The sequence below is a fragment of the Pyxidicoccus sp. M6 genome (assembly GCF_055568925.1).
This window is the reverse complement of sequence record NZ_CM145714.1, coordinates 6,104,676-6,126,246: the sequence shown is the minus strand read 5'-3', so window position 1 is coordinate 6,126,246 and position 21,571 is coordinate 6,104,676. Positions and strand designations below refer to the sequence as shown.

The following is a 21,571-nucleotide window of genomic DNA, read 5'->3' as shown; positions in this document are numbered from 1 at the left end:
GCATCAGGCGTTCCTCAGCACCGGAGAAGGGGGCTCCTGCCTATGGAAGGGGGAAATCCGCTCTTCGCCAAGCGGACGTTGGAGTTCGTCAGCCGTGATGCGCTCTTCAATGTGATTCCACTCCCGCCTGCCGAGGCGGCCCTGGATGACTCGGGCTACTCGCTGCACGGGACGGGCGCTGACGCCATCACCTGCTCGCTGGGCACGCCGGACGCCTCCATTGGAGAGGTGACGCGGCTGTCTCCCACGGTGGTGTGGGTGACGCCGAACAGCCAGGTGAATGCGTCCGAGACGCGGACGCTGCCGGTGTACCTGTCCGGCTGCGGCGTGACGATTGGCCCCATCCACGGCGCCTTCATCCGCACGGACTTCGAGACGCCGAACGCGCCGGTGGGCCTGCAGCTGGTGGGCGTGACGCTGGAGCAGGGCCGGCAGATCCTCTCCCTGCTGGCGGACGCGCTGAAGCGCGGCGTGGCGGAGCCGGCGGCGTCGGTGCTGCCGGTGCAGGACACCATCGAGCACGCCGAGCGCATCCGCTCCATCCTGGTGGCCATCTGCGCGTCCGGTAACAAGGGCGTCATGCGCCGCATGGGCCGCACGGTGCGCATGGTGCTGGAGCGTTTCAACCCCACCACCTCGCAGCTCGAGTGGAAGACCGAAGAGCCCGTGGCCGAGTGGGGCGAGGCGCCCTACGACATCGACGTCATCGGCTACAACAGCGCGTACCGGATGAAGCTGGAGTCGGGCACCGTCGAGGGTGACAAGCTCCTCACGCCGCTGCCCGAGGTGATCTTCCGCATCCGTCACCGTTGGCACCGCCGCGTGGCGGCCCCCGCCGGCACCACGGTGCGCTTCCACCACCCGCTGTGGCGGGAGCTGGGCGAGCTCGCCCGTGACGTGGTGGACGTTTCCTTCTCCGGCATGTGCGTGCGCTGCCGCCCCGAGGACCTCGTGTTCCCGGGCCTGCTGCCGCCCCTGCTCGAGATGCAGACCGAAGACGGTCAGGTCATCACGCTGCGCGGGGAGATCCGCTACGTCAGCAGCGTCCGCGCGGACGGCACGGTGCTGTGCGGCCTGAGCGTGATGCCCTACTCCTCCGACGAGGCGCGCTGGGTGCGCTTCGTGTCGCAGGCGGCGTCCCCCAACACCCGCACCAGTGAGAACCTGGAGGACGGGCTGTGGGACCTCTTCACCCGCTCCGGCTTCTTCAGCCTGGCGGGCAAGTCCTCCGAGGAGTTCGAGGAGCTGCGCCTGGCCTTCCGCAACATGGCGAAGAAGGCCGCCGAGATTCCGCAGCTCTTCTGCCAGGCGGTGTGGCCGTCCGAGCGCGGCCTGGAGGCGACGCTGTCCTTCATGAAGCCCTACCGCCACGCGTGGATGGGGCACCAGGTCGCCAAGCGCCCCGGCAAGCCGCCCGCGAACGTGTCGGAGCCCGGGCAGATCATGCGTGACCTGTATCTGCGCACGTTCGAGCACCCGCAGAGCGACCCGGACTTCAAGTGGGTGGTGGCCTATGTGGAGGCCCTCAACCCGTGGATTGCCAAGGCGCACGTGCGCTACGCCGAGCGGCAGATGGAGACGGGCGCCGGCCTGGCCTTCACGCGCAAGGTGCACATGCTCGACGTGTACAGCCACGAGCAGACGGGCCGCACCTTCGAGGGCATCTCCGTCGGCTCCGCCACGCAGAACGAGCTGACGATTCTGGCGGACACCATCGCCCGTACGCGCCCCGCCTGCTACGTGGACGCGCTGGACTTCAGCCGGGAGCGCATGGACCTGCGTCCCGTCCAGGCCCGCTGGAAGGAGTTCGGCCTGGAGCGTGAGCGCGAGATTCTCGTCGCGCGCCGCGGTGGCGTTCCGGTGGCCGCCGCTGTCCTGGAGATGGGCCAGCAGGGCACCAATCTCTACAGTCTGTTGGACATGGCCCGCCTGTTCTCGCTCACCGAGGCGGGGCCGTCCGCTTATGTCGCGCTGGTCGATGCCGCTCGCCGTTGGTACGCCGCGCGCCGTCGCACTTCGTTCCACTATCTCTGTGAGGACGAAGGGGGGGATTACGTGCAGGAGGCCGGCATCCACAGCGGGCCTGATCCGTACATGTGGATCATCTCCGCCAAGCTGGTGCCGGACTTCCTCGAACACATCAGTGAACTGACCATCGGGCGTCGAAGCGCCCACAACACTCGCCAAGGGTAGATGACATGAGCAAGAAACTCGTGGAGGAGCTGTACGTTCCGCACGTCAAGGAGGCGCGTGAGCGGCTCCAGACGCACCCCGCGCTGAAGGCCCTGCTGGATCCGAAGGTGGACCCGGCGCTGGTGGAGGGTTTCCTCATCCAGCTCAACTCCCTGGGCGTGTACATGACGGAGCCCGTGGACGGCTGGATCCGCCGCGCCGGTGAGGCGACGGTGAAGAAGATGGGCCTCGTGGAAGTGGGCGAGAAGCTGACCCAGCACGCCAAGCACGAGGAAGGTCATCATGTGATGATGATCGAGGACACCAAGAACCTCGTGGCCCGGTGGAACAAGCACCGCAAGCCGCAGCTGAACGCGGAGGCGCTGATTGCCCAGGCGCCCACCCAGGCGATGAAGGACTACCGCGCCATCCACGAGGAGACCATCGTCGGTCCGGTGCCGGCCGCGCAGGTCGCCATCGAGTACGAGATCGAGAACCTGTCCGTGGTGTTCGCCCCCGGCCTGATGGAGCAGGCGAAGCGGGTGCTGGGCGACAACATCATGGAGTCGATGTCGTTCGTGAAGGAGCACGCCGAGCTCGACGTGGGCCACACCGCCCTCAACGAGTTCATGCTGGGCAAGCTGCTGGGCCAGATACCCGAGAAGGCGCCCATCATTGGCCGCACCGGCGCCCGCGCCCTTGAGATCTACCTGAACTTCATGGCCGACTGCGTGGCGAAGGCCGAGCAGATGCTGAAGTCCGCCGCGGCCTGAAGCGCCGCTTCTCTTCCCTCATGAAGTGAAGTCATCCGGGCGTCACGGGCAGGAGTCTGCCCGCGACGCCCGTGGCTTTTTCCGCGGCCCCCTGCCCCACTCGCTTCCGTCCCGGCGGAAATCCCGCGAGGCGCCTACCCCGCGCGCCGCACGCGGCTGTGGCCCCGGCGCGCCAGCGGGCGGATGCGTCCGCGCAGCGAGCCGTGCAGGTGGCCGGACTCGCGGCCCCCCGCGGTGCCGTAGACGTAGCGGTCCGGACGGAGCACCACGAAGTCCGCCGCGTGCCGCGCGAACCAGGCGCCGAGCCGGCCCTCCACGTCCACCACGCCTTCCACCCGGACTGAACCGGAGCGCTCCGCCGCGGACACCGGCAGCCAGCGCGCGCCGAGCTGCTCCGCCAGCGCCCGCGCCTCGCGCTGCGACTCCAGGGAAGCACCGGGCCGCGTGAGCACCGCGAAGCCCTCGCCGAGGACGTCGTCCAGCAGTGCGGTACTCCCGTCCGGCAGCGCCACGCGCGGCTGCGGGAAGTAGGTGCCCTCCGGAGCGTCCTTCTTCGCGCGGCGGGTGTTGACGAGGAAGCCCTGCTCCAGCGGCATCATCGGCTTCATCTTGTACTGGCGGATGAAGTCCCCGGTGACGGGCATGCGGTAGAGCAGTTGGATGAGGGCGTTGCGCGCCCGGGCCAGCACCTGCCCGCCCGTCATCATCACCCGGCCCATGGCGTCCGAGCTGCGGATGACCTCGGCCACGTGCGTGCGCCGCTCCTGCTCGTACGTGTCCAGCAGCGACGCATCCGCCGCGCCCCCAAGCACCAGCGCCAGCTTCCACGACAGGTTCGCCGCGTCCCGCAGGCCCGCGCACAGCCCCTGCCCCAGGAAGGGAGGCATCAGGTGCGCGGCATCCCCGAGGAGGAACGCACGCCCCACCCGCCACCGCTCCGCGAGACGCGAGTGGTACGAGTACACATTGGCGGAACGGACCTTCACCGTCGCCGGGTCCAGGTAGGGCGCGATGAGGCTCCGGACGAACTCCGGCTTGCGCGCCGCCACCAGGTCCTGGTCCGGCGCGAGATTGATTTCGAAGCGCATCTCGTCGTGCGCCGTGCGGGTGATGAAGCCGCGGCGGCCAGGCCCGCAGAGGTACGCGGTGAAGTCGGGCTCCGGAGACGCGGTGGCCACGGTGATGGCGAGCGAGTGCTCCAGCGCCGTCGTCCCCTCGAGCTTCAGCCCCAGCCGATGGCGGATAGCGCTGTGCGCGCCGTCGCAAGCCAGCAGGTAGCGGGCATGCACCGTCACTGCGTGCTCGCTCGAGACCTCCTTCACCCGAGCCGTCACGCCCTCCTCGTCCTGCACGAAGGACTCGACTTCGTGGCCGAGCCGGAGGCTGACGTGAGGGAAGCGGTCCATGCCCCTGCGCAGCGCCTCCTCCATGCGAGGCTGCTGGAAGAAGGCGCCCACGAAGTGGCCGAAGGGCTGGTCCACCTTCGTGAAGTCCACCTCCGCGAGCGAGCGCAGCTCGTCGTCCAGATACTGGAGGCGGCGGCACGGGTGGAAGCCCGGCGCCAGGTCCTCCACGAGGCCGGCGTACTGGAAGATGCGCTGCGCCTCGTCGTCCACGCTGATGGCTCGGGGCTGGCCGTGGGGGGCTATCTCCCGCTCGATGACGAGCGTCCGTACCCCTTGCTGCCCCAGGAGGTTCGCCGCCATCGCTCCGACAGGCCCACACCCGACAATGATGACATCAACAGTCTCTGGAGCCATGTCCGCCTCCCGTTGCGTAACGCGCGCGTTGATCTGCCTTTGGACCGATTCCCCCCTTGACCTGGGAGATAAAGATATCAAGACAACCTGACAACCCCTCCGACCCCCACCTGACTTCCACCGTGCGCCGAGCTGACCAACATTGGACGGCGCAAACCCATCCCGTTCCCCGCATCACCTGTTTTCCCCTCGGAAACCGGCCCGACTTCTCCCCTCGCCGTGGGGCCCCCGCTCCGAGCAGTCCGTGCCCCGAAAGCCCCCACCGCGTCCCGTCCCGCCCTTCGTCCCCCTCGTCTAGTTCAACGTTCGAGGGGAAATTCCTTGCATGTCTGAGTTTCGGCTTCGCGAATCCGTTGCCGCTCATCGGGCATGTCTCATGTCCAGACACAGGGTGGCGTCACACCCGGCGGCCGTCCACTCGGCGGCGTCTGTCAATTCCTTGCATGCTTCAAGATTGCGCCCGCATGGAAGACGCAGTGCGGTGCGGGAGAACGCCCAGCCTGCTCGTCAGCGAACACGGCGGAGCGGTGACCTGGCAGGCGTGTCGGGAACACGGCAGTGACGCTCCCCTCCAACGCGCGGCGTCGTGATTTCCAAGATTCGGACTGGTGGGATGCAGGCTCCGAAGTCCCTCAAGGAGCAGACAGATGGAATGGCTCGAGTTCCCCCGTTGGTCCCCCGAAGTGGAGCGGCAGCTGGCGATGCAGGCTGCCCGGTTGGGCGCGGCCATCAGCCGGGGGGCCCTCGCGGCCCGTCGGCCCGGCGCTAGCGCCACCGTGGCCGCGGCGTACCGGCTGAACGCGATGCTGCGCTCGTACCCGCGCACGAACCCCTGGGGCCATCCCGCCTCGGAGTGCTGAGCGGCTCGCGCCCCTGAAGCCCGGCCCCGTCCTTTCTTGACGGCGCCAGGGCCTGGTGGGCCCCGGAGACCGCGACGAGGCCCCCGCCCTCCCCCGAGGGACGGGAGCGAGGCCCCTGGTCTCCAACTTGACTCCAGAATCAGGCCTTGGCGTCAGCGGAGGCGCGCTGGCGGAGCACGGTGCGCTCCACCTTGCCCATGGCGTTGCGAGGCAGCGCGTCCACCCAGGAGAAGCGCGCCGGAGTCTTGAAGCCCGCGAGCGACTGGCGGCACCACGCGTCCAGGGCCTCGGAGCCAGGCGTGGGCTGGCCGGCTCGAAGCGCGAGGAAGGCCACCGGGACTTCGCCCCAGCGCGCGTCCGGGATGCCCACCACGGCGGCCTCCTGCACCGCCGGGTGATTCAGGAGCACGGCTTCGATTTCCGCGGGGTAGAGGTTCTCTCCGCCGCGGACGATGAGGTCCGTGCGGCGGGAGAGCACGGTGAGGCGCCCGCGCGTGTCGAGCACGCCCACGTCCTTCGTGCGCAGCCAACCGTCTCTGAGTGCATCCCGTGTGGCGTCCGGGCGGCGCCAGTAGCCCGCCATGACGGTGGGGCCGCGCACCTCGATGTCGCCCTCCTCGCCGGGGCCGCGTGCCGTGCCGTCCTCGCTGACGATGCGGATGGAGTTGCCCGGGAGCGGAGGCCCCGCGGTGCGGCCATCGGCTTCGGTGGGGCGCTCCGTGGTGACTTGAGAGCAGGCCTCCGTGAGGCCGTAGGTCTGGAGGGCCAGGAGTCCCGCGGCGCGTGCGCGATCCAGCAGCGGGACGGGGACGGGGCCTCCGCCGATGAGCGCGAGCCGGAAGGTCGACGGCACGCGGCGGTCTCCGCGCGCGTCGAGCACTCGCTCCAGCGTGGTGGCCACGAGGCTCGCGTGCGAGACGCCTTCCGTGTCGATGGCCCGGTTGACCGCGTCCGCGTCGAAGCGGTCGTGGAGGATGAGGCAGCCGCCCTCGTAGGCGGTGCGGGTGAGCATGGCCAGGCCGCCCACGTGGAAGAGCGGCAGCGTGCCCAGCCAGCGTGGCGCAGGGTGTGCGCCCAGGTTCGCCGCGGAGGCCTTGCAGGACGCTCGGAAGTTGCCCTCCGTGATGACGGCCCCCTTGGGCCGTCCCGTCGTTCCGCTCGTGAAGAGGATGACCCGAGGCGCATCGTCACGCAGCGGCGCGCAGGTGGGGGACGGCAGGTTGTCGGGGGCGACGAAGGACTCCAGCCGCCCGGCTGAAGAGAGGCGGTCCACCAGCGTGCCCAGCGCGAGCACGAGGCGGGGCTCGATGTCCTCCACCATCGGCGCCAGCTCCGCGCGCGTGAGCCGGGCGTTGAGTGGAGCCAACACCGCCCCCAGTCGTCCGAGGGCCCAGAAAAGCCCCACGGAGGCGACGTGGTTCGTCGCGAGCAAGGCCACGCGGTCACCCGCGCCGATGCCTCGTTCCTCGAGGGCCGTCACCCACCCGCTCACCTCCGCGTCCAGCGCGCGGTACGTCCATGCGTTGGCGCCGAAGGTGAGCGCCTGTGCCTCCGGATGCCGCTGTGCGCCTTCTCGGATGGGACAGGTCCAGCTTCGCTGTGCGTCAGGCTTCGTGTCCGTCAACACCGTCATCCCACCATCTGGGGCGACAGCCCCAGGCCCGGCGCCTGGGGCAGCCGGATGTTCCCCTGAATGGGCCGATACGGATGCGTCGCGGGCTCATGCGCGAAGAGGCGCCCCACCGCGAGCCCCGACGCCAATGCTCCCGAAGGCAGCGCCGCCGCGAGATGCGTTGCTCCTGCCCTCGCCACCACTCCGTCCAGCGAGCTGGTGACGTACGACTGCATGCCCAGCCGCGCCGCGCGCATCGCCACCACGAGGCACGGCAACAGCCCGCCCAGCACCATCGGCTTGAGCACCACCGCGCCCACCGCAGGGCCTCCACCCAACAGCGGGTCCACGGCCAGCAGCGCCCGCAGCGCCTCCGGTGAGCCGAGCGACTCATCCGCCGCCACCATGCACGGGGCCCGCCGCTGCACGCGCCACAGCGCGGCCAGGTCCTCCGGCGGCGTGGGCTGCTCCACCAGCTCCAGGCCGTACCAGCCCAGCTTGTCCAACGCGCGCTTTGCCTCGGGTTCGGACCAGCCGCCGTTCGCGTCCAGCCTCAGCTTCACGTCCGGCCCCACCGCCTCGCGCACCGCCCTCACGCGCTGCTCGTCTTCCTCCAGCGGCCGGCCCGCCACCTTCAGCTTCAGCGTCCCATAGCCCTCGGCCACGGCCTTGCGCGCCTCCTCGGCCAGGGCCTCCGGACTGCTCGCGCCCAGCAGCGCATTCACCGCGACTTCCGTCCGCGCCTCCTCCGCCAGCAGCCAGCACAACGGGACGCCCTGCCGCTGCGCGAGCAAATCCAACAGCGCCAGCTCCAGCGCGTGCTCCGACGCGGGCATGGGCCCTTCCGGCGTGGCCTGGCGCGAGCGGATGCGCACGCCGTCACCTCGCGCCACCGCCGGTGGGAACGGAGACAGCGTGTCCTCGATGGCTCGCACCGAGTCGCCCAGGAACTGCCCCTTCAGCGCGGAGAGCCAGCCCTCCAGCGTGGCGCCGCAGTCGGCGAGCGACTCGGTGCCGAACTCCGGCAGCGGCATCGCCTCGCCGAGGCCCACCCGTCCTGCTTCGTCCACCAGCCGCACGAGGAAACCCTCGCGCGCCGCATACGTGCCTCGGGACGTCTTCAGGGGCTGGACCAGGTCCAGCCGCAACGGGGTGAGCGACGTCTGGGCGATGCGCATGGCCTCACATCATCTCAGGTACAGCCCCAGCGCGAACAGCAGGCCATAGACGAGCTGAAGCCGGGCCGTCCCCCCCAGGGCCGGGTTCAGCGCGGCCCCCTGGGCGGTCATCATCAACCTCAGAGGTGGAATCGACAGTGGAAGACTCAACAGGGCCAGGAAGACCCAGGGGCTCGCCTGCCCCAGCAGGTACATGGCGAAGGGCGTCGCATAGGCCAGCACGAGCAGCAGCACGTACTCCGCGCGCCCCATGCCCGTGCCGAAGCGCACCACCAGCGTCCGCTTGCCCGCCTTCACGTCCGTCGAGGCATCACGCTGGTTGTTCACCACGATGAGCGCCGTGCCGATGGCTCCCACCGGCACCGCCGCCCACCAGGCGGCCGTGCCCACCGAGCCCGCCTGCACGTAGTACGTCCCCGTCACCGCCACGAGCCCGAAGAAGATGAACACGAACACGTCGCCGAGCCCGTGGTAGCCCAGCGGGAACGGGCCGCCCGTGTACGCGAAGCCGCACAGCAGCGACGCGACGCCAATCGCGATGATGGGCCAGCCGCCCACCACCACGAGGTACAGGCCCACCGCCGTCGCCAGCCCGAAGCACACCGCCGCGCCGGCCAGCACTGTGCTCGGCGCGATGAGCCCGCTCTGCGTCACGCGCTTGGGGCCGAGCCGCTCGTGCGTGTCCGCGCCCTTCTTGAAGTCGTAGTAGTCGTTGATGAAGTTGGTGCCAATCTGGATGAGCACCGCGCCGATGAGCGCCGCGAGCGCCGGAAGCGCACGCCCCACGCCCAGGCCGAACGCGAGCGCCGTGCCCACCAGCACCGGCACCAGCGCCGCCGTCAGCGTCTTCGGCCGCGCCGCCATCACCCAGAGCTTCAGCCCGGGGCGCGGCTTCTCCACCGTGGGCCCGACGCCAGGAACCGACGTGCTCATCAGCTCACCCTCCCCGCGCCCGCCACCGTCGCGGCGGGGCTGTCGAACTGCGGCGCCTCGTACCAGGGCGTCTGGAGGAAGCCCAGCACCTCGCGGGCGTACTCCTCCGGCGCCTCCAGGTGCGGCGCGTGGTGGCAGTCCGTGAAGGAGCGGCGCCACACCACCGGCAACTCCGCGGCCATGCGGCGCGCCGTCTGCGTGAACTTCTCGTCCCTGGCGCCGGTGAGCAACAGCGTGGGCAGCCGCTGCGCGTGGAGCTCCGGCCAGAAGTCCGGCTGCACGCCGAGGCCCAGGCACTCCAGCGCTCCGGCCAATCCCGCCGGCGTGCAGGCGCGGCGGCGCTCTCGCAGGGCCTCACGGCGCTCGGGGGGCAACTGGCGCAGGCCCTCGAAGAGGGGCAGCGCCTCCCAACGGTCCACGAAGGCATCCACGCCCCGGGCACGGATGAAGGCCGCGAGCTGCGCGTCCGCCTCGCGCCGCGCGGCCCGCTCCTGACGGCGGTGCAGGCCCGGTGAGCCGCTCTCCATGATGAGCCGGCCGAAGCGGTCCGGCGCGCGCACCGCAGCGGCCAGCGCCACGCGCGCGCCCTGCGAATAGCCCAGGATGTCCACCGAGCCCAAATCGAGCTGGTCCACGAGCGCGACGAGCGCGTCCACCGTCTCCAGGAAGCCCTCGCGGCCCGTGCGCTGCGGCAGCGGCGTGGCGCCGTGTCCGGGCAGGTCCACGGTGATGGCCTTCACCGCGCGGCCCAGGAGCGGGCACAGGTGGTCGAAGGAGCTCCGGCTTCCGGTGAAGCCGTGCAGCAGCACGAGCGGCCGGGGGCCTTCGCCCCACGTCTCATATGCCAGCGTCACGCCCATGGTCCGTCTCCCAGTGCGGCAGCCATCCGAGCGAACAGCTGCCGGTGCTCGTCCACGTTCGAGGCTCGGTCCACCCTCGCCTCCACCAGATGGAGTCCACCCTCCAGTCCCTCGCGCACCGCCGCCCGCAGCGCCGTGGGCGTCGTGGGCCGGTGCAGGCGCGCGCCACCGAGCGCCGCCGCGTGCGCGAAGTCCACGCCGTGTGGCGTGCCGAAGAGGGACTCGAAGTCATCCGGCCGCGCGGCCTGCGCAATCGGCAGGAACGAGAAGATGCCGCCGCCGTCGTTGTTCACCACCACCACGGTGAGCGACAGCTTCGCGCGCGACGCGGTGACGAAGGCGCCCACATCGTGCAGCAGCGCCAGGTCTCCAGTGAGCAGCACCGCCGGCCGCCCCGCCGCCGCGGACACGCCGAGCGCGCTGGAGACGATGCCGTCGATGCCGTTGGCCCCGCGATTCGCCAACACCCGCAGCGGCACCGCACCCGCCGGAGCGAAGGCATCCACCGCGCGGATGGGCATGCTGCTGGAGACGAAGAGCGGCACACCGGCCGGCAGCGCCGCCACCACCTCGCGAGCAATCCGCGGCTCGCTGAGCGCATTGGGCTGTTCGGCGAAGGCGGCCTCCAGCTCGCCGCGCGCCAGACGCTCCGCCGCGAGGAAGCTCCGTGCCCACGCCCCCGCGCCACGCGTGGGGCCCTTCGACAGCGCCTCACACGCCACCACCGCCGAGCCCTCCACCACCAACGACGCGCGGTGCGTCGGGTCGAACAGCGCGCCCCCATCGCTGAAGAGGACGATGTCCGCGCCCGACGCGTCGAGCCACTGCTGCGGCACCTTTGGCGTCAGCCCTCCGCCGAAGCGCAACACCAGCTCCGGCCGGTGCGCCTTCGCGAAGGGCGCGTGGCGCAGCAGTGCGTCGTAGTGCGACACGGTGAGCGGACCGCCGCCGTAGCGCGCCTGCGAGGTGGCCTCGGCCAGCACCGGGTAGCCCGTCGCCTGCGACAGCGCGCTGATGGCATCCGCGAAGCCGTCCGCCTCGTCACGCGGACCGCAGATGATGACGCCCCGCTCGGTGGCGGCGATGCGGCGGCGCACGTCCTCCAGCGCGGCCGCGTCGGGCATGGGCGCGGGTGGAACGATTCGCGTGAGCGGCGCACCGGGCCGGCCCGCCTTCGTCAGCGCGGAGAGACGCTCCTCGCCGAAGGGCTCGGCCACCGGGGCCAGCGGCTCGCGGAAGGGCACGTTGAGCTGCACGGCGCCTCGCGGAGCGCGCATCGCGGTGGCGACGGCGCGCGCGGCGGTGGCGCGCAGGTGGGCCACGGCCACGTCGCTCGCCTCGGGCAGGCCCAGGTCGGCGAAGAGGCGCGCGTGCTCACCGTAGAAGCGTGCCTGCGGCACCGTCTGCGGCGCGCCCCACCCCTGCAGCTCCGGCGGCCGGTCCGCCGTCAGCACCACCAGCGGCACGTGCGCCTGCGCGGCCTCGATGACGGCCGGGTAGAAGTGCGCGCCCGCCGTGCCGCTCGTGGCCACCAGCACCACCGGCGCTCGAGACTGCTTCGCAAGCCCCAGCGCGAAGAAGCCCGCGCTCCGCTCGTCGATGACGGACCAGGTGCGCACACCTTCAGCGCGGGCGCACGCCAGCGCCAGCGGCGACGAGCGCGAGCCCGGACACACCACCGCGTGCCGCACGCCACCGCGCGTCAGCTCCTCCAGCAACGCGCGCGCCCACAGCACGTTGACGTTAGCGTCTGACGACATCCCCGCCTCCCAGCGCCCGCAACATGGCCAGGCTCTTCATCTCCGTCTCCCGCCACTCGGCCTCCGCAGTGGAGCCCGCCACCAGGCCCACACCCACGAACAGCCGCGCCTTCGCGCCTCGCACCAACGCCGAGCGCAGCGCCACCATCAGGTGCGCCCGCTTCGGCCCCACCCAGCCCACCGGCCCCGCGTACCAGCCACGGTCCAGCCCCTCGTGCTCCACCAGGAAGGACAGCGCGCGCTCACGCGGGAAGCCGCCCACCGCCGGCGTCGGGTGCAGCGCCGCCACCACCTGCGCCGCCGTCACGCCGGGCTTGAGCTCCGCGCGGATGCCCGTGCGCAGGTGCACCACGTTCTTCAACGGGAGCAGCGCGGGCTCCGCGTCCGACGTCACCTGCTCCGACAGCGGGCGCAGCGTCGCGAGGATGTAGCGCACCACCGAGTCGTGCTCGCGCAAGTCCTTGTCGTGCCCCTTCAACCCCTCCGCCTGCCCCGGCGCCGCCGTGCCCGCGAGCGCCTCCGTCTGCACCACCTGCCCCTCCACCCGGCACAGCGTCTCCGGCGTCGCGCCCAGGAAGCACGTGCCGTCCGGCGCGCGGAAGAGGAAGGTGGCGCAGCGCGGGTTCTGCTCGCGCAGGCGCGCCAACACGTCCACCACGTCGAAGGCCTCGGGCCCCTCCGCGTCCAGCGAGCGCGCCAGCACCACCTTCTGGAGGTGCCCCGCCGCAATCGCCTGCAGCGCGCGCTCCACCCGCGCCTCGAAGGCCGGACGCGAGGACGACTGCGCCAGCGCCACGGCCGCGCCGCGCGGATGGCGGTACGCCTCCGGGAAGCACGCACGCACCCGCTCCAGCCGCGAACGCACCGCGTCCTCTCCACCCCGCTCCTCGGGCGCGAAGGCCGCCACCTTCAGCCCCGTGCCGTCGCGCCACACCAACACCTCGGGCAGCGTCCAGCGCGCGACACCGTGCGCGTCCCACGCCGCGTCGGGCACACCGGTGGCGCCAAAGCGCATTCCGCCAAACCACGGGCCAGGGATGGACGCGGGCTCCTCGCCCACCCAGCGAAGCGACAGGGCGCCCAGGGACGCCAGCGCGGCCTGGACCTGGGACGGCTCCTCCGCCACCACCACCGCCGCCTCACCCCAGCCGGCCGCGGCCTCCTGGGCCAGCGGCCGCTCCCAATACACCGAAGGAACGCCGAGCACGTCCGCTCCCGCCAGCGGATCCCCAACCGCCAGGGGCATCATTCCGGCCACCCAGCGCTGGCCCTCAACGGGATTGAGCGTCTTCATCAGCGGTCCTCATCCGCGATTGCGAGGCAATCACCTTCGGTTGTCTTCTAAGCCATCTCGGCTATACATGCACCAAGGAGTTCAAAACCTCTTGAACTCCATGAATCGGAGGGTCCGTGGGAGGCGAGCGGCCAGACGCACCCGCAGTAGGGGCGCGGGATACAGGCGCGAGGAAGGTGCTGCGTGCGACGCGGCCCGAGGGCACGCGCATCCGGGTGGGCTCCGTGGAGTTCGGAGGCCCGGGCTTCGTCGTCATGGCGGGGCCGTGCGCGGTGGAGGGCACGGAGCAGGTGGAGCGCGCCGCGGCCGCCGTTGCCGACGCAGGGGCCCATGTCCTGCGCGGCGGCGTATTCAAGCCTCGCACCAGCCCCTACGCGTTCCAGGGCATGGGCGAGCCCGGCCTGCACGTGCTGGCCGAGGCGGGCCGCCGCCACGGGCTGCCCATCATCAGTGAGGTGATGGAGCCCGCGCAGCTGCCGTTCATGGAGGAGTCCGCGGACATCCTCCAGGTGGGCGCGCGCAACATGCAGAACTTCTCGCTGCTGCGGGCCCTGGGGAAGTCGCTCCGGCCGGTGCTGCTCAAGCGCGGCCTGTCCTCGACGCTCCAGGAGTGGCTGCTGGCGGCGGAGTACATCCTCGATGGCGGCAACGAGCAGGTGATGCTGTGCGAGCGTGGCATCCGGACGTTCGAAACCGAGCTGCGCAACACCCTGGACCTGGCAGCGGTGGCGTGGGCGAAGCAGCGCTCGCACCTGCCCGTCATCGTGGACCCGTCGCATGCGACGGGCGTCCCGGAGCTCATCCTCCCCATGGCGCTGGCCGCCGCGGCCGCGGGGGCGGATGGATTGTTGATTGAAGTCCACCCCCGGCCGGAGCAGGCGTTGTGCGATGGCCACCAGGCCCTGACGCCGGAGCGCTTCCAGACGTTGATGCGCCGGCTGCCAGCCGTGCTAGGAGCGGTGGACCGACACCTTTGGAGGCCGGACAGCCCGGCCCAGGTCGCGAGGGCTCGATGAGCACCGAAGTCCGTCAGATGTTTTCTTCCATCGCTCCGCGGTACGACGTGACGAACGAGGTCCTCTCGTTCGGCGTGCACCGCCTGTGGCGACGGACCGCCGTGCGTCTCAGTGGGGCGAAGGAGGGCAGCACCGTCCTCGACTGCGCCACCGGCACCGGCGACCTCGCCATGGTCTTCAAGCGCACGGTGGGCGCCAGTGGCCGCGTCGTCGGCACCGACTTCTGCCCGGAGATGCTGGAGAGTGCTCCCGCGAAGGCGGCCAAGGCCGGCCTCCAGGTGGAGTTCCAGGTCGCGGACGCGCTCAACCTGCCCTTCCAGGACAACTCCTTCGACGTGGCCTCCATCGCCTTCGGCATCCGCAACGTGGATGACCCGGTGAAGTGCCTGAAGGAGATGGCCCGCGTGGTGCGCCCCGGCGGCCGCGTGGTGGTGCTGGAGTTCGGCCAGCCCAACGGCGTCTTCGGCGCGCTGTTCCGCTTCTACAGCAAGAGCATCATGCCGGCCATCGGCGGCCTCCTCACCGGCAACCGCGCCGCGTACGAGTACCTGCCCCGCACCTCCGCGAACTTCCCCGCCGGAGACAAGTTCGTCGCGCTGATGGAGCAGTCCGGCGCGTACTCGGAGCGGGCCGCCCATCCGCTGACGTTCGGCACCGCCTACGTCTATGTCGGCACCGTCCGCTGAGGAGCGACAACACCTCGTCGAACAGGTCCTCGCCTCCGTGGACCCCCTGCTCGCGCCGGGGCTGCGCGAGGCGCTTGCCCTTCCCGGGCCTTCCCTCCTGCCAGCCCCCGGGCAGACGGTGGCGATTGCCGGCCACCGCAGCGCGGGCAAGACGCGCCTCCTGCCTCTAGTGGGCGGGCTGCTCGGCAGGACGGGCATTGACCTCGATGCGCACCTGGAGCGCATCCACGGCCGCCCGCTGCGCAGATGGGTGGCCGAGGCACCGGCGGAGTTCCGCGCCGCCGAGCGCCGTGCCCTGGTGGAGCTGCCGCCCGGCGGGCTGGTGTCCCTGGGAGGCGGCTTCCTCTCGCATCACGCGGACACGCTGACGGGCCTCTTCACGCTGCTCGTCCCCATCAGCTTCGAGACGTACCGCGAGCGCCTGCTCAGGGACCGGACGCGCCCGCGCCTGCGTCCCGAGCTCTCGCTCGAAGACGAGCTGTCCTCCGTGTTCCATGAGCGCGAGGCGCTGCACGCCCGCGTCCCCACGGTGGCCCTGGTGGACTTCCTCCGGGGCTGCCTCACCGCCGAGGTCCTTCCGTGACGCCCGCCCGTCGCGTCGTCACCCTGCCCCCCACCATCCTGGGCTCCGACGCCCTGCATTTCGTCCGCGAGGCCCAGCGCCGGGGGGCGGACGTGCTCGAGCTTCGCACCGACCTGCATACCGCCGACGCCGTCGACATCGAGGCGTTCGCGCAGGTGCTCCCGCTGCTCATCTCCGAGCGGGGCAGGCCCCTGCCGCCCGCCTGGGTCTCCGCCGCGTGGCGCGTGGACCGGGACTTGAAGGACACGCGGGGACGCGAGGGCTCGCTGGACGCGCCCTCCGGGAAGCTGCTCGCGTCGCACCACGCGGAGCGGCAGCTCTCCACCGCCGAGGCCCTGAAGCTGTGGGAGCGCGAGCTGCCCCCGGACGCCCTGGTGAAGCACGTGGAGCCCATGCTCGGGCCCGAGCACCTGCGCACGCTGCTGGAGACACAGCGATTGCTGGTGCAACGCTTTGGCGCTTCGCGTGTCACCGTGCTGGGCATGGGGCCCGTGGCGCTGCCGGCGCGGGCGGTGCTGGCGCGCAACAACGTGCTCGACTACGTGGCGATGGGCGGCTCCTGGGTCGCGGCGCCCGGTCAGCGGCTCCTCGACGACGTGGTGCGCGAGATGCGCGGGGTGGACCGGCTGACGCTGGAGCCACCGCTGCGGCTCGGCATCCTCGGGACGGGCATCGTCCACTCGCGTTCGCCGCGCATCCACAAGCAACCCTTCGACCGCATCGACATCCCCGAGGACGGGCCCGTCGAGACGCTGGTGGACTCGCTGCTGCCGCACTACGCGGGCTTCGCCGTCACCAGCCCCTTCAAGCTCCGGCTCGCGCAGCACACGCGCTCGTCGCTGCCGGCCATCAACACGCTGGTGCGCCGGGGCAACCGTTGGGAGTCCTTCAACACCGACACGTTCGGCGCCAGCACGGTGCTGGACCGGCTCGATGCGAAGGAGGCCTTCGTCCTCGGTGACGGCGGCGCCACCGCGGCGATGAAGGCGGTGGCGGGCGAGGCGGGCTGTGGCCTGCGTGTCCTCCGCCGGGCCGACATCGATGCTCCATTGACGGGAGCAGGCGTGTGGACGTGGCCGGACCGCGTGCCCGCGCCGGAGCAACTGCGTTTCAATAAGGCGCGCGTCGCGGTGATCGCATACGGTGCGCCCGGCCGACGCATCGCCGCGGAGATTCAGCGCCGTGGTGGGACGCCGGTCCTGCTGGGCGCGGCGTGGTTCGTGGCGCAGGCCCGGCGGCAGCGCCAGCTCTGGGAGTCCGCGACATGAACACCTTCGGCACCCTCTTCCGCTTGACGACCTTTGGCGAGAGCCACGGGCCCGCGCTCGGCTCCGTCATCGACGGCTGCCCCGCCGGCGTGCCCCTCACCCGCGAGCAGATTCAGGTCGCCCTGGACCGCCGCCGTCCGGGCCAGTCCGCGCTCGTCACGCCTCGCAGCGAGCCGGACCAGGTGGAAATCCTCTCCGGCGTCTTCGAGGACAAGACGCTGGGCACGCCCATCGCCGCCATCGTCCGCAACACCAACCAGCGCTCGGGCGACTACGAGAAGCTGAAGCAGGAGGACCGCCCCGGCCACGCGGACGCCGTGTGGCGCGAGCGCTTCAAGCACCGCGACCACCGCGGCGGCGGGCGCACCAGCGGCCGCGAGACGCTCTGCCGCGTCATCGGCGGCGCCATCGCCGAGGCGTACCTCGCTCGCGACCTGCCCTCCATCCGCACCGTCGCGTACGTGTCGCAGGTGGGAGACCTCGTGGCCGCCGTGCCGTCGCCCGGCCTCACGCGCGAATTGGTGGACGCGCACCCCACGCGCTGCCCGGACGCCAACATCCGCGAGGAGATGTCCCGCCGCATCCTCGCCGCGAAGGAGGCCGGGGACAGCCTCGGTGGCTCCATCGACGTGCGCGTGGAGGGCCTGCCCGTGGGCCTGGGCGAGCCCATCTTCGGCAAGGTGAAGGCGCTCATCGCGCAGGCGCTCGGCAGCATCGGCGCGGTGACGGGCGTCGTCTGGGGACCGCCGGACCTGCTCGAGCGCATCGGCCAGCCCGGCACCGTGTTCCACTCGGTGAAGGACGCCTACGGCGGCATCCAGGGCGGCCTCGCCAACGGAGAGCCCGTGCAGGTGCGCGCCTTCTTCAAGCCGCCCGCCACGCTGAAGGACCACGCGAAGGGCGGACGCCACGACCCGTGCATCATGCCCCGCGCCGTTCCGGTGCTGGAGGCGATGGTGTCGCTGGTCATCGCCGACCTCGTCCTCCAACTGAACGCCCGGCCCCACACGCTATGAGCGCATTCCTTCCCCCCGGCGCCTACCGTCCTCCCGTCGACCGCTGGGGCACCTTCTCCCGCCTCGCCGCGAGCCTCCCCGAGGGCAGCGTGGCGGTGGTGGACCGCACCGTCGCGAAGCTGCACCCGACGCTCATCTCCACCCTCGAAGCCCGCAGGCCGCGCGCCATCATCCAGCTCGTGGGCGGCGAGAGCGCGAAGACGTTCACCGCGCTGGAGAAGGTGCTCGCCGCGGGCCTGTCCCTCCCCCGCTCCGGCACGCTGCTGGCCGTGGGCGGAGGCACCGTGGGCGACGTGTCCACCGTGGCCGCGCACCTGCTCAAGCGCGGCGTACGGCTGGTGCAGGTGCCCACCACGCTGCTGGCCGCGGTGGACAGCAGCCTCGGTGGCAAGGGCGCGGTGGACATGACGGTGCGCGGGCGCGTGGTGAAGAACCCCGCCGGCGTCTTCCACTACGCAGAGGAAGGCTGGCTCTGCCCGGAGTTCTTCTCCACCCTCTCCGAGACGCAGGTGCGCGAGGGCGCGCTCGAAGCGTGGAAGATGGTCATCAGCCTCGACGCCTCGCTCTTCCGCCGGTACGTGCGCAAGCCACCCGCGATTGAGAAGCTGGTGAAGGACGCGCGCATGCTGAAGGAGCGCGTCTGCTCGCAGGACCCGTACGAGCACCAGGGCCTGCGCCGCGTGCTCAACTTCGGCCACACCTTTGGCCACGTGCTGGAGAGTGTGTCCCGCTTCAAGCTGTCCCACGGTGACGGCGTGGGCCTGGGCATGCTGCTGGCGCTCGATGTGGGCCGCCTCCTCGGCGTGACGCCCGGGCCCGTGGCCGAGCAAGCCGAGACCGCCCTCGCCAACGGCCCCGGCGTGCAGGGCCGCGAGCGCGCCGCCGCCCTGCTCCGCCGCGCGCCGCTGAAGGACATCGTCACGCTGCTCAACGCCGACAAGAAGGCGGGCAGCGGCGGCGAGTTGCGCATGGTGCTCCTCACCGCCATCGGCACCACCGAGGTGCGCGACGTCGCGGAAGCCACCTGGCGCGAGCTGTGGCCCGCCTGGACGAAGGGAGTCCGCCCATGAGCTCGACGAGCACGTCCCGAATCCTCGTGGACCCGGCCGGCCTGAAGGCCTCGCCCCTCACCCCGCCCGTGTCCAAGTCGGACGCGCAGCGGGCGCTGGTGCTGGGCCACCTCACCGGCGCGTGGCCGCTGCCCTCCGTGCAGGCCGAGCCCGACGAGGACCTGCCCGCCGACGTGCGCGTGCTGCGCCGGGGCGTGGAGGCCCTGCGCCAACCTCCGGGCGCGGTGCGCGACGTGGGCTGCGCGGACGGCGGCGCTCCGTTCCGCATCCTCGTCACCCAGGCCGCGGTGACGCCCGGAGCGCACGTGCGATTCACCGGCACGCCGCGCCTCGGTGAGCGCCCGCATGGCCCGCTCTTCACCTCCCTGCGCGACGCGCTCGGTGGCGCGGGACTCACCCTCACCGAGGGCTCACCCTGGCCGGTGGAATTGCGTGCCCCTCGGGACACCACCTCGGTGGCCCCGGTGTTCCGCGTGCCGGGCGCGCAGAGCAGCCAGTACGCCTCCAGCCTGCTGCTGGGCTGCGCCGCGCTCTACCTGCGCGAGCGCCGCGCGTGGAGCGTGGAAATCGAAGGCCCGCTGACGAGCGCCGGCTATCTGGACCTCACGGTGACGTGGCTGAAGCGCTTCGGCTTCGTGCTCCAGGAGTCACCGTCCCGTTACACGGTGTCCGGGTACGCGGCGCCCCCGAGCGCCCCTTCGCTGCCGGGCGACTGGTCCTCACTGGGGTACCTGCTGCTCGTCTCGTGGAAGGCGGGCGGCACCGTGGAGCGGGCCGACACCGGCAGTGCGCACCCGGACGACGCCATCCTCCGCCTCATCGAGCAGGTGGGCCTGAAGGCCGTGCCCGCCGGGCCGTCGCACACGCTGAAGGTCGAGGGACGGCTCTCCGGCGGCCTGCGAGCCTCCGGGAAGGAATGTCCGGACCTCCTACCCACGCTGGCGGCGCTCGCGTGCGTCCTGCCGGCCCCGTCCACCCTCACGGACGTGAGCATCCTCCGCGTGAAGGAGAGCGACCGCCTGGAGGGAATCCGCACGCTGGTGGCGGCCTACGGGGGCCGTACGGACCTCCAGGGCGAGGTGCTCGAAATCCACCCTCCCGCCAGGCCCCCCGCGCGTTTCGAGATGGACAGCCGGGGTGACCACCGGCTGGCGATGACGGCTGCCACACTGTGCGTGCTGTCCGGTACGCCACTCCTGCTCTCAGGTCCTGAGTGCGTGGAGAAGAGCTTTCCCGGGTTCTGGCGGCAGCTTGCGCGCTCTGGCGTTCTTATTTCTGGCGCGCAGTAGAACGCATCAGTGTCACCCCTACGGACTTATCGTTCTTTTTTGTTGAAAGCGCTCTGCGCCCTGTGAAATCTGCGCCCCATGGCCAAGGACACGCTGACGATCACCGACAATCGGACCGGGAAGACCTACGAAATCCCGATCGAGAACGGCTGTATTCGCACCAACGCTCTCCGCCAGATCAAAGCCAGTGAAGACGACTTCGGGCTGATGGGTTACGACCCGGCGTTCCTCAACACGGCCAACTGCAAGAGCGCCATCACCTTCATCGACGGTGACAAGGGCATCCTCGAGTACCGCGGTTACCCCATCGAGCAGCTCGCGGAGAAGTCGAGCTTCCTCGAAGTTGCCTACCTCCTGCTCAACGGCGAGCTGCCGACGCAGAAGGAGCTCGAGCAGTTCACCCACCTCGTCACGCACCACACCTACGTGCACGAGAACGTGAAGTCCTTCATGGACGGGTTCCGCTACGACGCGCACCCCATGTCCATGCTGGGCTCCACCGTCGCCGCGCTCTCCGGCTTCTACCCGGACGCGAAGAACATCAAGGATGAGCGCAGCCGCCGCATCCAGATCACGCGCCTCATCGCGAAGATGCCCACCATTGCCGCGTTCTCCTACCGGCACAGCATGGGCCTGCCGTACATCTACCCGGACAACGACCTGTCCTACGTCGCCAACTTCCTGGCGATGATCAAGCGCATCGGCACCACCACCTACAAGGTGCACCCGGTGCTGGAGCGCGCGCTGGACGTGCTCTTCATCCTCCACGCGGACCACGAGCAGAACTGCTCCACCACGTCCGTGCGCACCGTCGGCTCCTCCGAGGTGGACCCGTACTCGGCCGTCACGGCGGGCATCGGCGCCCTCTACGGCCCGCTGCACGGCGGCGCCAACGAGGCGGTGCTCCGCATGCTCCGCGAGATTGGCCACATCTCGAAGATTCCGGACTTCATCAAGTCCGTGAAGAGCGGCGAGGGCGAGAAGAAGCTGATGGGCTTCGGCCACCGCGTCTACAAGTCCTACGACCCGCGCGCCAAGGTCATCAAGCGCGTGGCGGACGAGGTCTTCGAGGTGACGGGCAAGAACCCGCTGCTCGACATCGCCCTGGAGCTGGAGCGCATCGCCCTCCAGGACGAGTACTTCGTGAAGCGGAAGCTGTACCCCAACGTCGACTTCTACTCCGGCCTCATCTACGAGGCGATGGGCTTCCAGGTGGAGATGTTCCCGGTGCTCTTCGCCATCCCCCGCACGGTGGGCTGGTGCGCGCAGTGGGAGGAGATGGTGCTGGACTCGGAGCAGAAGATTGCCCGTCCGCGTCAGGTCTACACCGGCTCCAAGCGCCGCGAATTCATCCCGATGGACAAGCGCGTCGGCAAGTAACCTGCCCGCGAGCCTGAAGTGAAAAGGGGCGAGGAACCGCGAGGTTCCCCGCCCCTTCGCT

At 70.9% G+C, this 21,571-nt stretch carries 18 protein-coding genes; 11 read left to right on the top strand and 7 right to left on the bottom strand.

Annotated features, from left to right (window positions below; genetic code table 11):
* The first annotated feature begins 42 nt into the window (after positions 1 to 42).
* Both ACVTJA_RS24565 and ACVTJA_RS24560 read left to right on the top strand, forming a co-directional pair.
* Positions 43 to 2,193: a PilZ domain-containing protein gene (locus tag ACVTJA_RS24565; RefSeq protein ID WP_465839632.1), complete on the top strand. Its 2,151-nt coding sequence runs from the start codon at positions 43 to 45 to the stop codon at positions 2,191 to 2,193.
* A 5-nt stretch (positions 2,194 to 2,198) separates the two neighbouring features.
* The gene (locus tag ACVTJA_RS24560) at positions 2,199 to 2,945 is read left to right on the top strand and encodes a hypothetical protein (RefSeq protein WP_465839630.1); all 747 of its coding nucleotides are present in this window, start codon (positions 2,199 to 2,201) and stop codon (positions 2,943 to 2,945) included.
* 134 nt (positions 2,946 to 3,079) lie between these two features.
* Here the strand turns inward: ACVTJA_RS24560 and ACVTJA_RS24555 are convergent, their stop codons facing one another.
* Positions 3,080 to 4,651, bottom strand: coding sequence for a bifunctional 3-(3-hydroxy-phenyl)propionate/3-hydroxycinnamic acid hydroxylase (locus ACVTJA_RS24555; protein WP_465839629.1), 1,572 nt, complete (start codon positions 4,649 to 4,651; stop codon positions 3,080 to 3,082).
* Positions 4,652 to 5,352: 701 nt separating this feature from the next.
* Here ACVTJA_RS24555 and ACVTJA_RS24550 point away from each other — a divergent pair.
* Positions 5,353 to 5,565 (top strand): hypothetical protein, encoded by a 213-nt coding sequence (locus ACVTJA_RS24550; RefSeq protein ID WP_465839627.1) that lies wholly within the window; start codon positions 5,353 to 5,355, stop codon positions 5,563 to 5,565.
* Positions 5,566 to 5,704: 139 nt separating this feature from the next.
* On the opposite strand, the gene menE is transcribed toward ACVTJA_RS24550, so the two are convergent.
* From menE to ACVTJA_RS24520, 6 genes are read right to left on the bottom strand one after another with little or no spacing between them, the layout of a single operon-like run.
* Positions 5,705 to 7,198, bottom strand: a complete 1,494-nt coding sequence (menE, locus tag ACVTJA_RS24545) for an o-succinylbenzoate--CoA ligase (protein ID WP_465839625.1) — start codon at positions 7,196 to 7,198, stop codon at positions 5,705 to 5,707.
* A complete protein-coding gene (menC, locus tag ACVTJA_RS24540; protein WP_465839623.1) occupies positions 7,195 to 8,355 on the bottom strand; it encodes an o-succinylbenzoate synthase in 1,161 nt (386 codons plus the stop codon). The genes menE and menC overlap by 4 nt, the downstream gene beginning before the upstream one ends.
* Positions 8,356 to 8,364: 9 nt before the next feature.
* Positions 8,365 to 9,288 (bottom strand): 1,4-dihydroxy-2-naphthoate polyprenyltransferase, encoded by a 924-nt coding sequence (locus ACVTJA_RS24535; RefSeq protein ID WP_465839621.1) that lies wholly within the window; start codon positions 9,286 to 9,288, stop codon positions 8,365 to 8,367.
* Positions 9,288 to 10,148 carry a 2-succinyl-6-hydroxy-2,4-cyclohexadiene-1-carboxylate synthase gene (menH, locus tag ACVTJA_RS24530; protein ID WP_465839620.1) on the bottom strand — a complete coding sequence of 287 codons (861 nt, stop codon included), beginning with the start codon at positions 10,146 to 10,148 and terminating at the stop codon, positions 9,288 to 9,290. The genes ACVTJA_RS24535 and menH overlap by 1 nt, the downstream gene beginning before the upstream one ends.
* Complete coding sequence (menD, locus tag ACVTJA_RS24525; RefSeq protein WP_465839618.1) at positions 10,139 to 11,908, bottom strand: 2-succinyl-5-enolpyruvyl-6-hydroxy-3-cyclohexene-1-carboxylic-acid synthase; 1,770 nt, start codon at positions 11,906 to 11,908, stop codon at positions 10,139 to 10,141. The genes menH and menD overlap by 10 nt, the downstream gene beginning before the upstream one ends.
* Positions 11,892 to 13,202: an isochorismate synthase gene (locus ACVTJA_RS24520; protein WP_465839616.1), complete on the bottom strand. Its 1,311-nt coding sequence runs from the start codon at positions 13,200 to 13,202 to the stop codon at positions 11,892 to 11,894. The genes menD and ACVTJA_RS24520 overlap by 17 nt, the downstream gene beginning before the upstream one ends.
* A gap of 176 nt (positions 13,203 to 13,378) precedes the next feature.
* Between ACVTJA_RS24520 and aroF the strand changes: the two genes are divergently transcribed.
* The 8 genes from aroF (at position 13,379) to ACVTJA_RS24480 (ending at position 21,510) form a co-directional block, all read left to right on the top strand.
* Positions 13,379 to 14,218 carry a 3-deoxy-7-phosphoheptulonate synthase gene (gene aroF, locus ACVTJA_RS24515; RefSeq protein WP_465839614.1) on the top strand — a complete coding sequence of 280 codons (840 nt, stop codon included), beginning with the start codon at positions 13,379 to 13,381 and terminating at the stop codon, positions 14,216 to 14,218.
* Positions 14,215 to 14,904, top strand: a complete 690-nt coding sequence (gene ubiE / locus ACVTJA_RS24510; protein ID WP_465839612.1) for a bifunctional demethylmenaquinone methyltransferase/2-methoxy-6-polyprenyl-1,4-benzoquinol methylase UbiE — start codon at positions 14,215 to 14,217, stop codon at positions 14,902 to 14,904. Before aroF ends, ubiE begins: the two co-directional genes overlap by 4 nt.
* 37 nt (positions 14,905 to 14,941) lie before the next feature.
* Positions 14,942 to 15,487, top strand: coding sequence for a shikimate kinase (locus ACVTJA_RS24505; RefSeq protein WP_465839610.1), 546 nt, complete (start codon positions 14,942 to 14,944; stop codon positions 15,485 to 15,487).
* A complete protein-coding gene (locus tag ACVTJA_RS24500) occupies positions 15,484 to 16,755 on the top strand; it encodes a shikimate dehydrogenase (protein ID WP_465839609.1) in 1,272 nt (423 codons plus the stop codon). The genes ACVTJA_RS24505 and ACVTJA_RS24500 overlap by 4 nt, the downstream gene beginning before the upstream one ends.
* Positions 16,752 to 17,771, top strand: coding sequence for a chorismate synthase (gene aroC, locus ACVTJA_RS24495; RefSeq protein ID WP_465839608.1), 1,020 nt, complete (start codon positions 16,752 to 16,754; stop codon positions 17,769 to 17,771). Before ACVTJA_RS24500 ends, aroC begins: the two co-directional genes overlap by 4 nt.
* The gene (locus ACVTJA_RS24490) at positions 17,768 to 18,841 is read left to right on the top strand and encodes a 3-dehydroquinate synthase (protein WP_465839607.1); all 1,074 of its coding nucleotides are present in this window, start codon (positions 17,768 to 17,770) and stop codon (positions 18,839 to 18,841) included. The genes aroC and ACVTJA_RS24490 overlap by 4 nt, the downstream gene beginning before the upstream one ends.
* The gene (locus tag ACVTJA_RS24485; RefSeq protein ID WP_465839605.1) at positions 18,838 to 20,130 is read left to right on the top strand and encodes a 3-phosphoshikimate 1-carboxyvinyltransferase; all 1,293 of its coding nucleotides are present in this window, start codon (positions 18,838 to 18,840) and stop codon (positions 20,128 to 20,130) included. Before ACVTJA_RS24490 ends, ACVTJA_RS24485 begins: the two co-directional genes overlap by 4 nt.
* A gap of 78 nt (positions 20,131 to 20,208) precedes the next feature.
* On the top strand, positions 20,209 to 21,510 hold the full coding sequence (locus tag ACVTJA_RS24480; protein WP_465839603.1) for a citrate synthase: 1,302 nt from the start codon (positions 20,209 to 20,211) through the stop codon (positions 21,508 to 21,510).
* The last annotated feature ends 61 nt before the right edge of the window (positions 21,511 to 21,571 follow it).

Coding starts and splice junctions, on each gene's coding strand:
- ACVTJA_RS24480 (WP_465839603.1), top strand. CDS start 20,209: ATGGCCAAGGACACGCTGACGATCACCGACAATCGGACCGGGAAGACC.
- menD (WP_465839618.1), bottom strand. CDS start 11,908: ATGTCGTCAGACGCTAACGTCAACGTGCTGTGGGCGCGCGCGTTGCTG.
- ACVTJA_RS24550 (WP_465839627.1), top strand. CDS start 5,353: ATGGAATGGCTCGAGTTCCCCCGTTGGTCCCCCGAAGTGGAGCGGCAG.
- menH (WP_465839620.1), bottom strand. CDS start 10,148: ATGGGCGTGACGCTGGCATATGAGACGTGGGGCGAAGGCCCCCGGCCG.
- ACVTJA_RS24555 (WP_465839629.1), bottom strand. CDS start 4,651: ATGGCGGCGAACCTCCTGGGGCAGCAAGGGGTACGGACGCTCGTCATC.
- menE (WP_465839625.1), bottom strand. CDS start 7,198: ATGACGGTGTTGACGGACACGAAGCCTGACGCACAGCGAAGCTGGACC.
- ACVTJA_RS24490 (WP_465839607.1), top strand. CDS start 17,768: ATGAGCGCATTCCTTCCCCCCGGCGCCTACCGTCCTCCCGTCGACCGC.
- aroC (WP_465839608.1), top strand. CDS start 16,752: ATGAACACCTTCGGCACCCTCTTCCGCTTGACGACCTTTGGCGAGAGC.
- ACVTJA_RS24485 (WP_465839605.1), top strand. CDS start 18,838: ATGAGCTCGACGAGCACGTCCCGAATCCTCGTGGACCCGGCCGGCCTG.
- ACVTJA_RS24565 (WP_465839632.1), top strand. CDS start 43: ATGGAAGGGGGAAATCCGCTCTTCGCCAAGCGGACGTTGGAGTTCGTC.
- ACVTJA_RS24535 (WP_465839621.1), bottom strand. CDS start 9,288: ATGAGCACGTCGGTTCCTGGCGTCGGGCCCACGGTGGAGAAGCCGCGC.
- menC (WP_465839623.1), bottom strand. CDS start 8,355: ATGCGCATCGCCCAGACGTCGCTCACCCCGTTGCGGCTGGACCTGGTC.
- ACVTJA_RS24560 (WP_465839630.1), top strand. CDS start 2,199: ATGAGCAAGAAACTCGTGGAGGAGCTGTACGTTCCGCACGTCAAGGAG.
- ubiE (WP_465839612.1), top strand. CDS start 14,215: ATGAGCACCGAAGTCCGTCAGATGTTTTCTTCCATCGCTCCGCGGTAC.
- ACVTJA_RS24520 (WP_465839616.1), bottom strand. CDS start 13,202: ATGAAGACGCTCAATCCCGTTGAGGGCCAGCGCTGGGTGGCCGGAATG.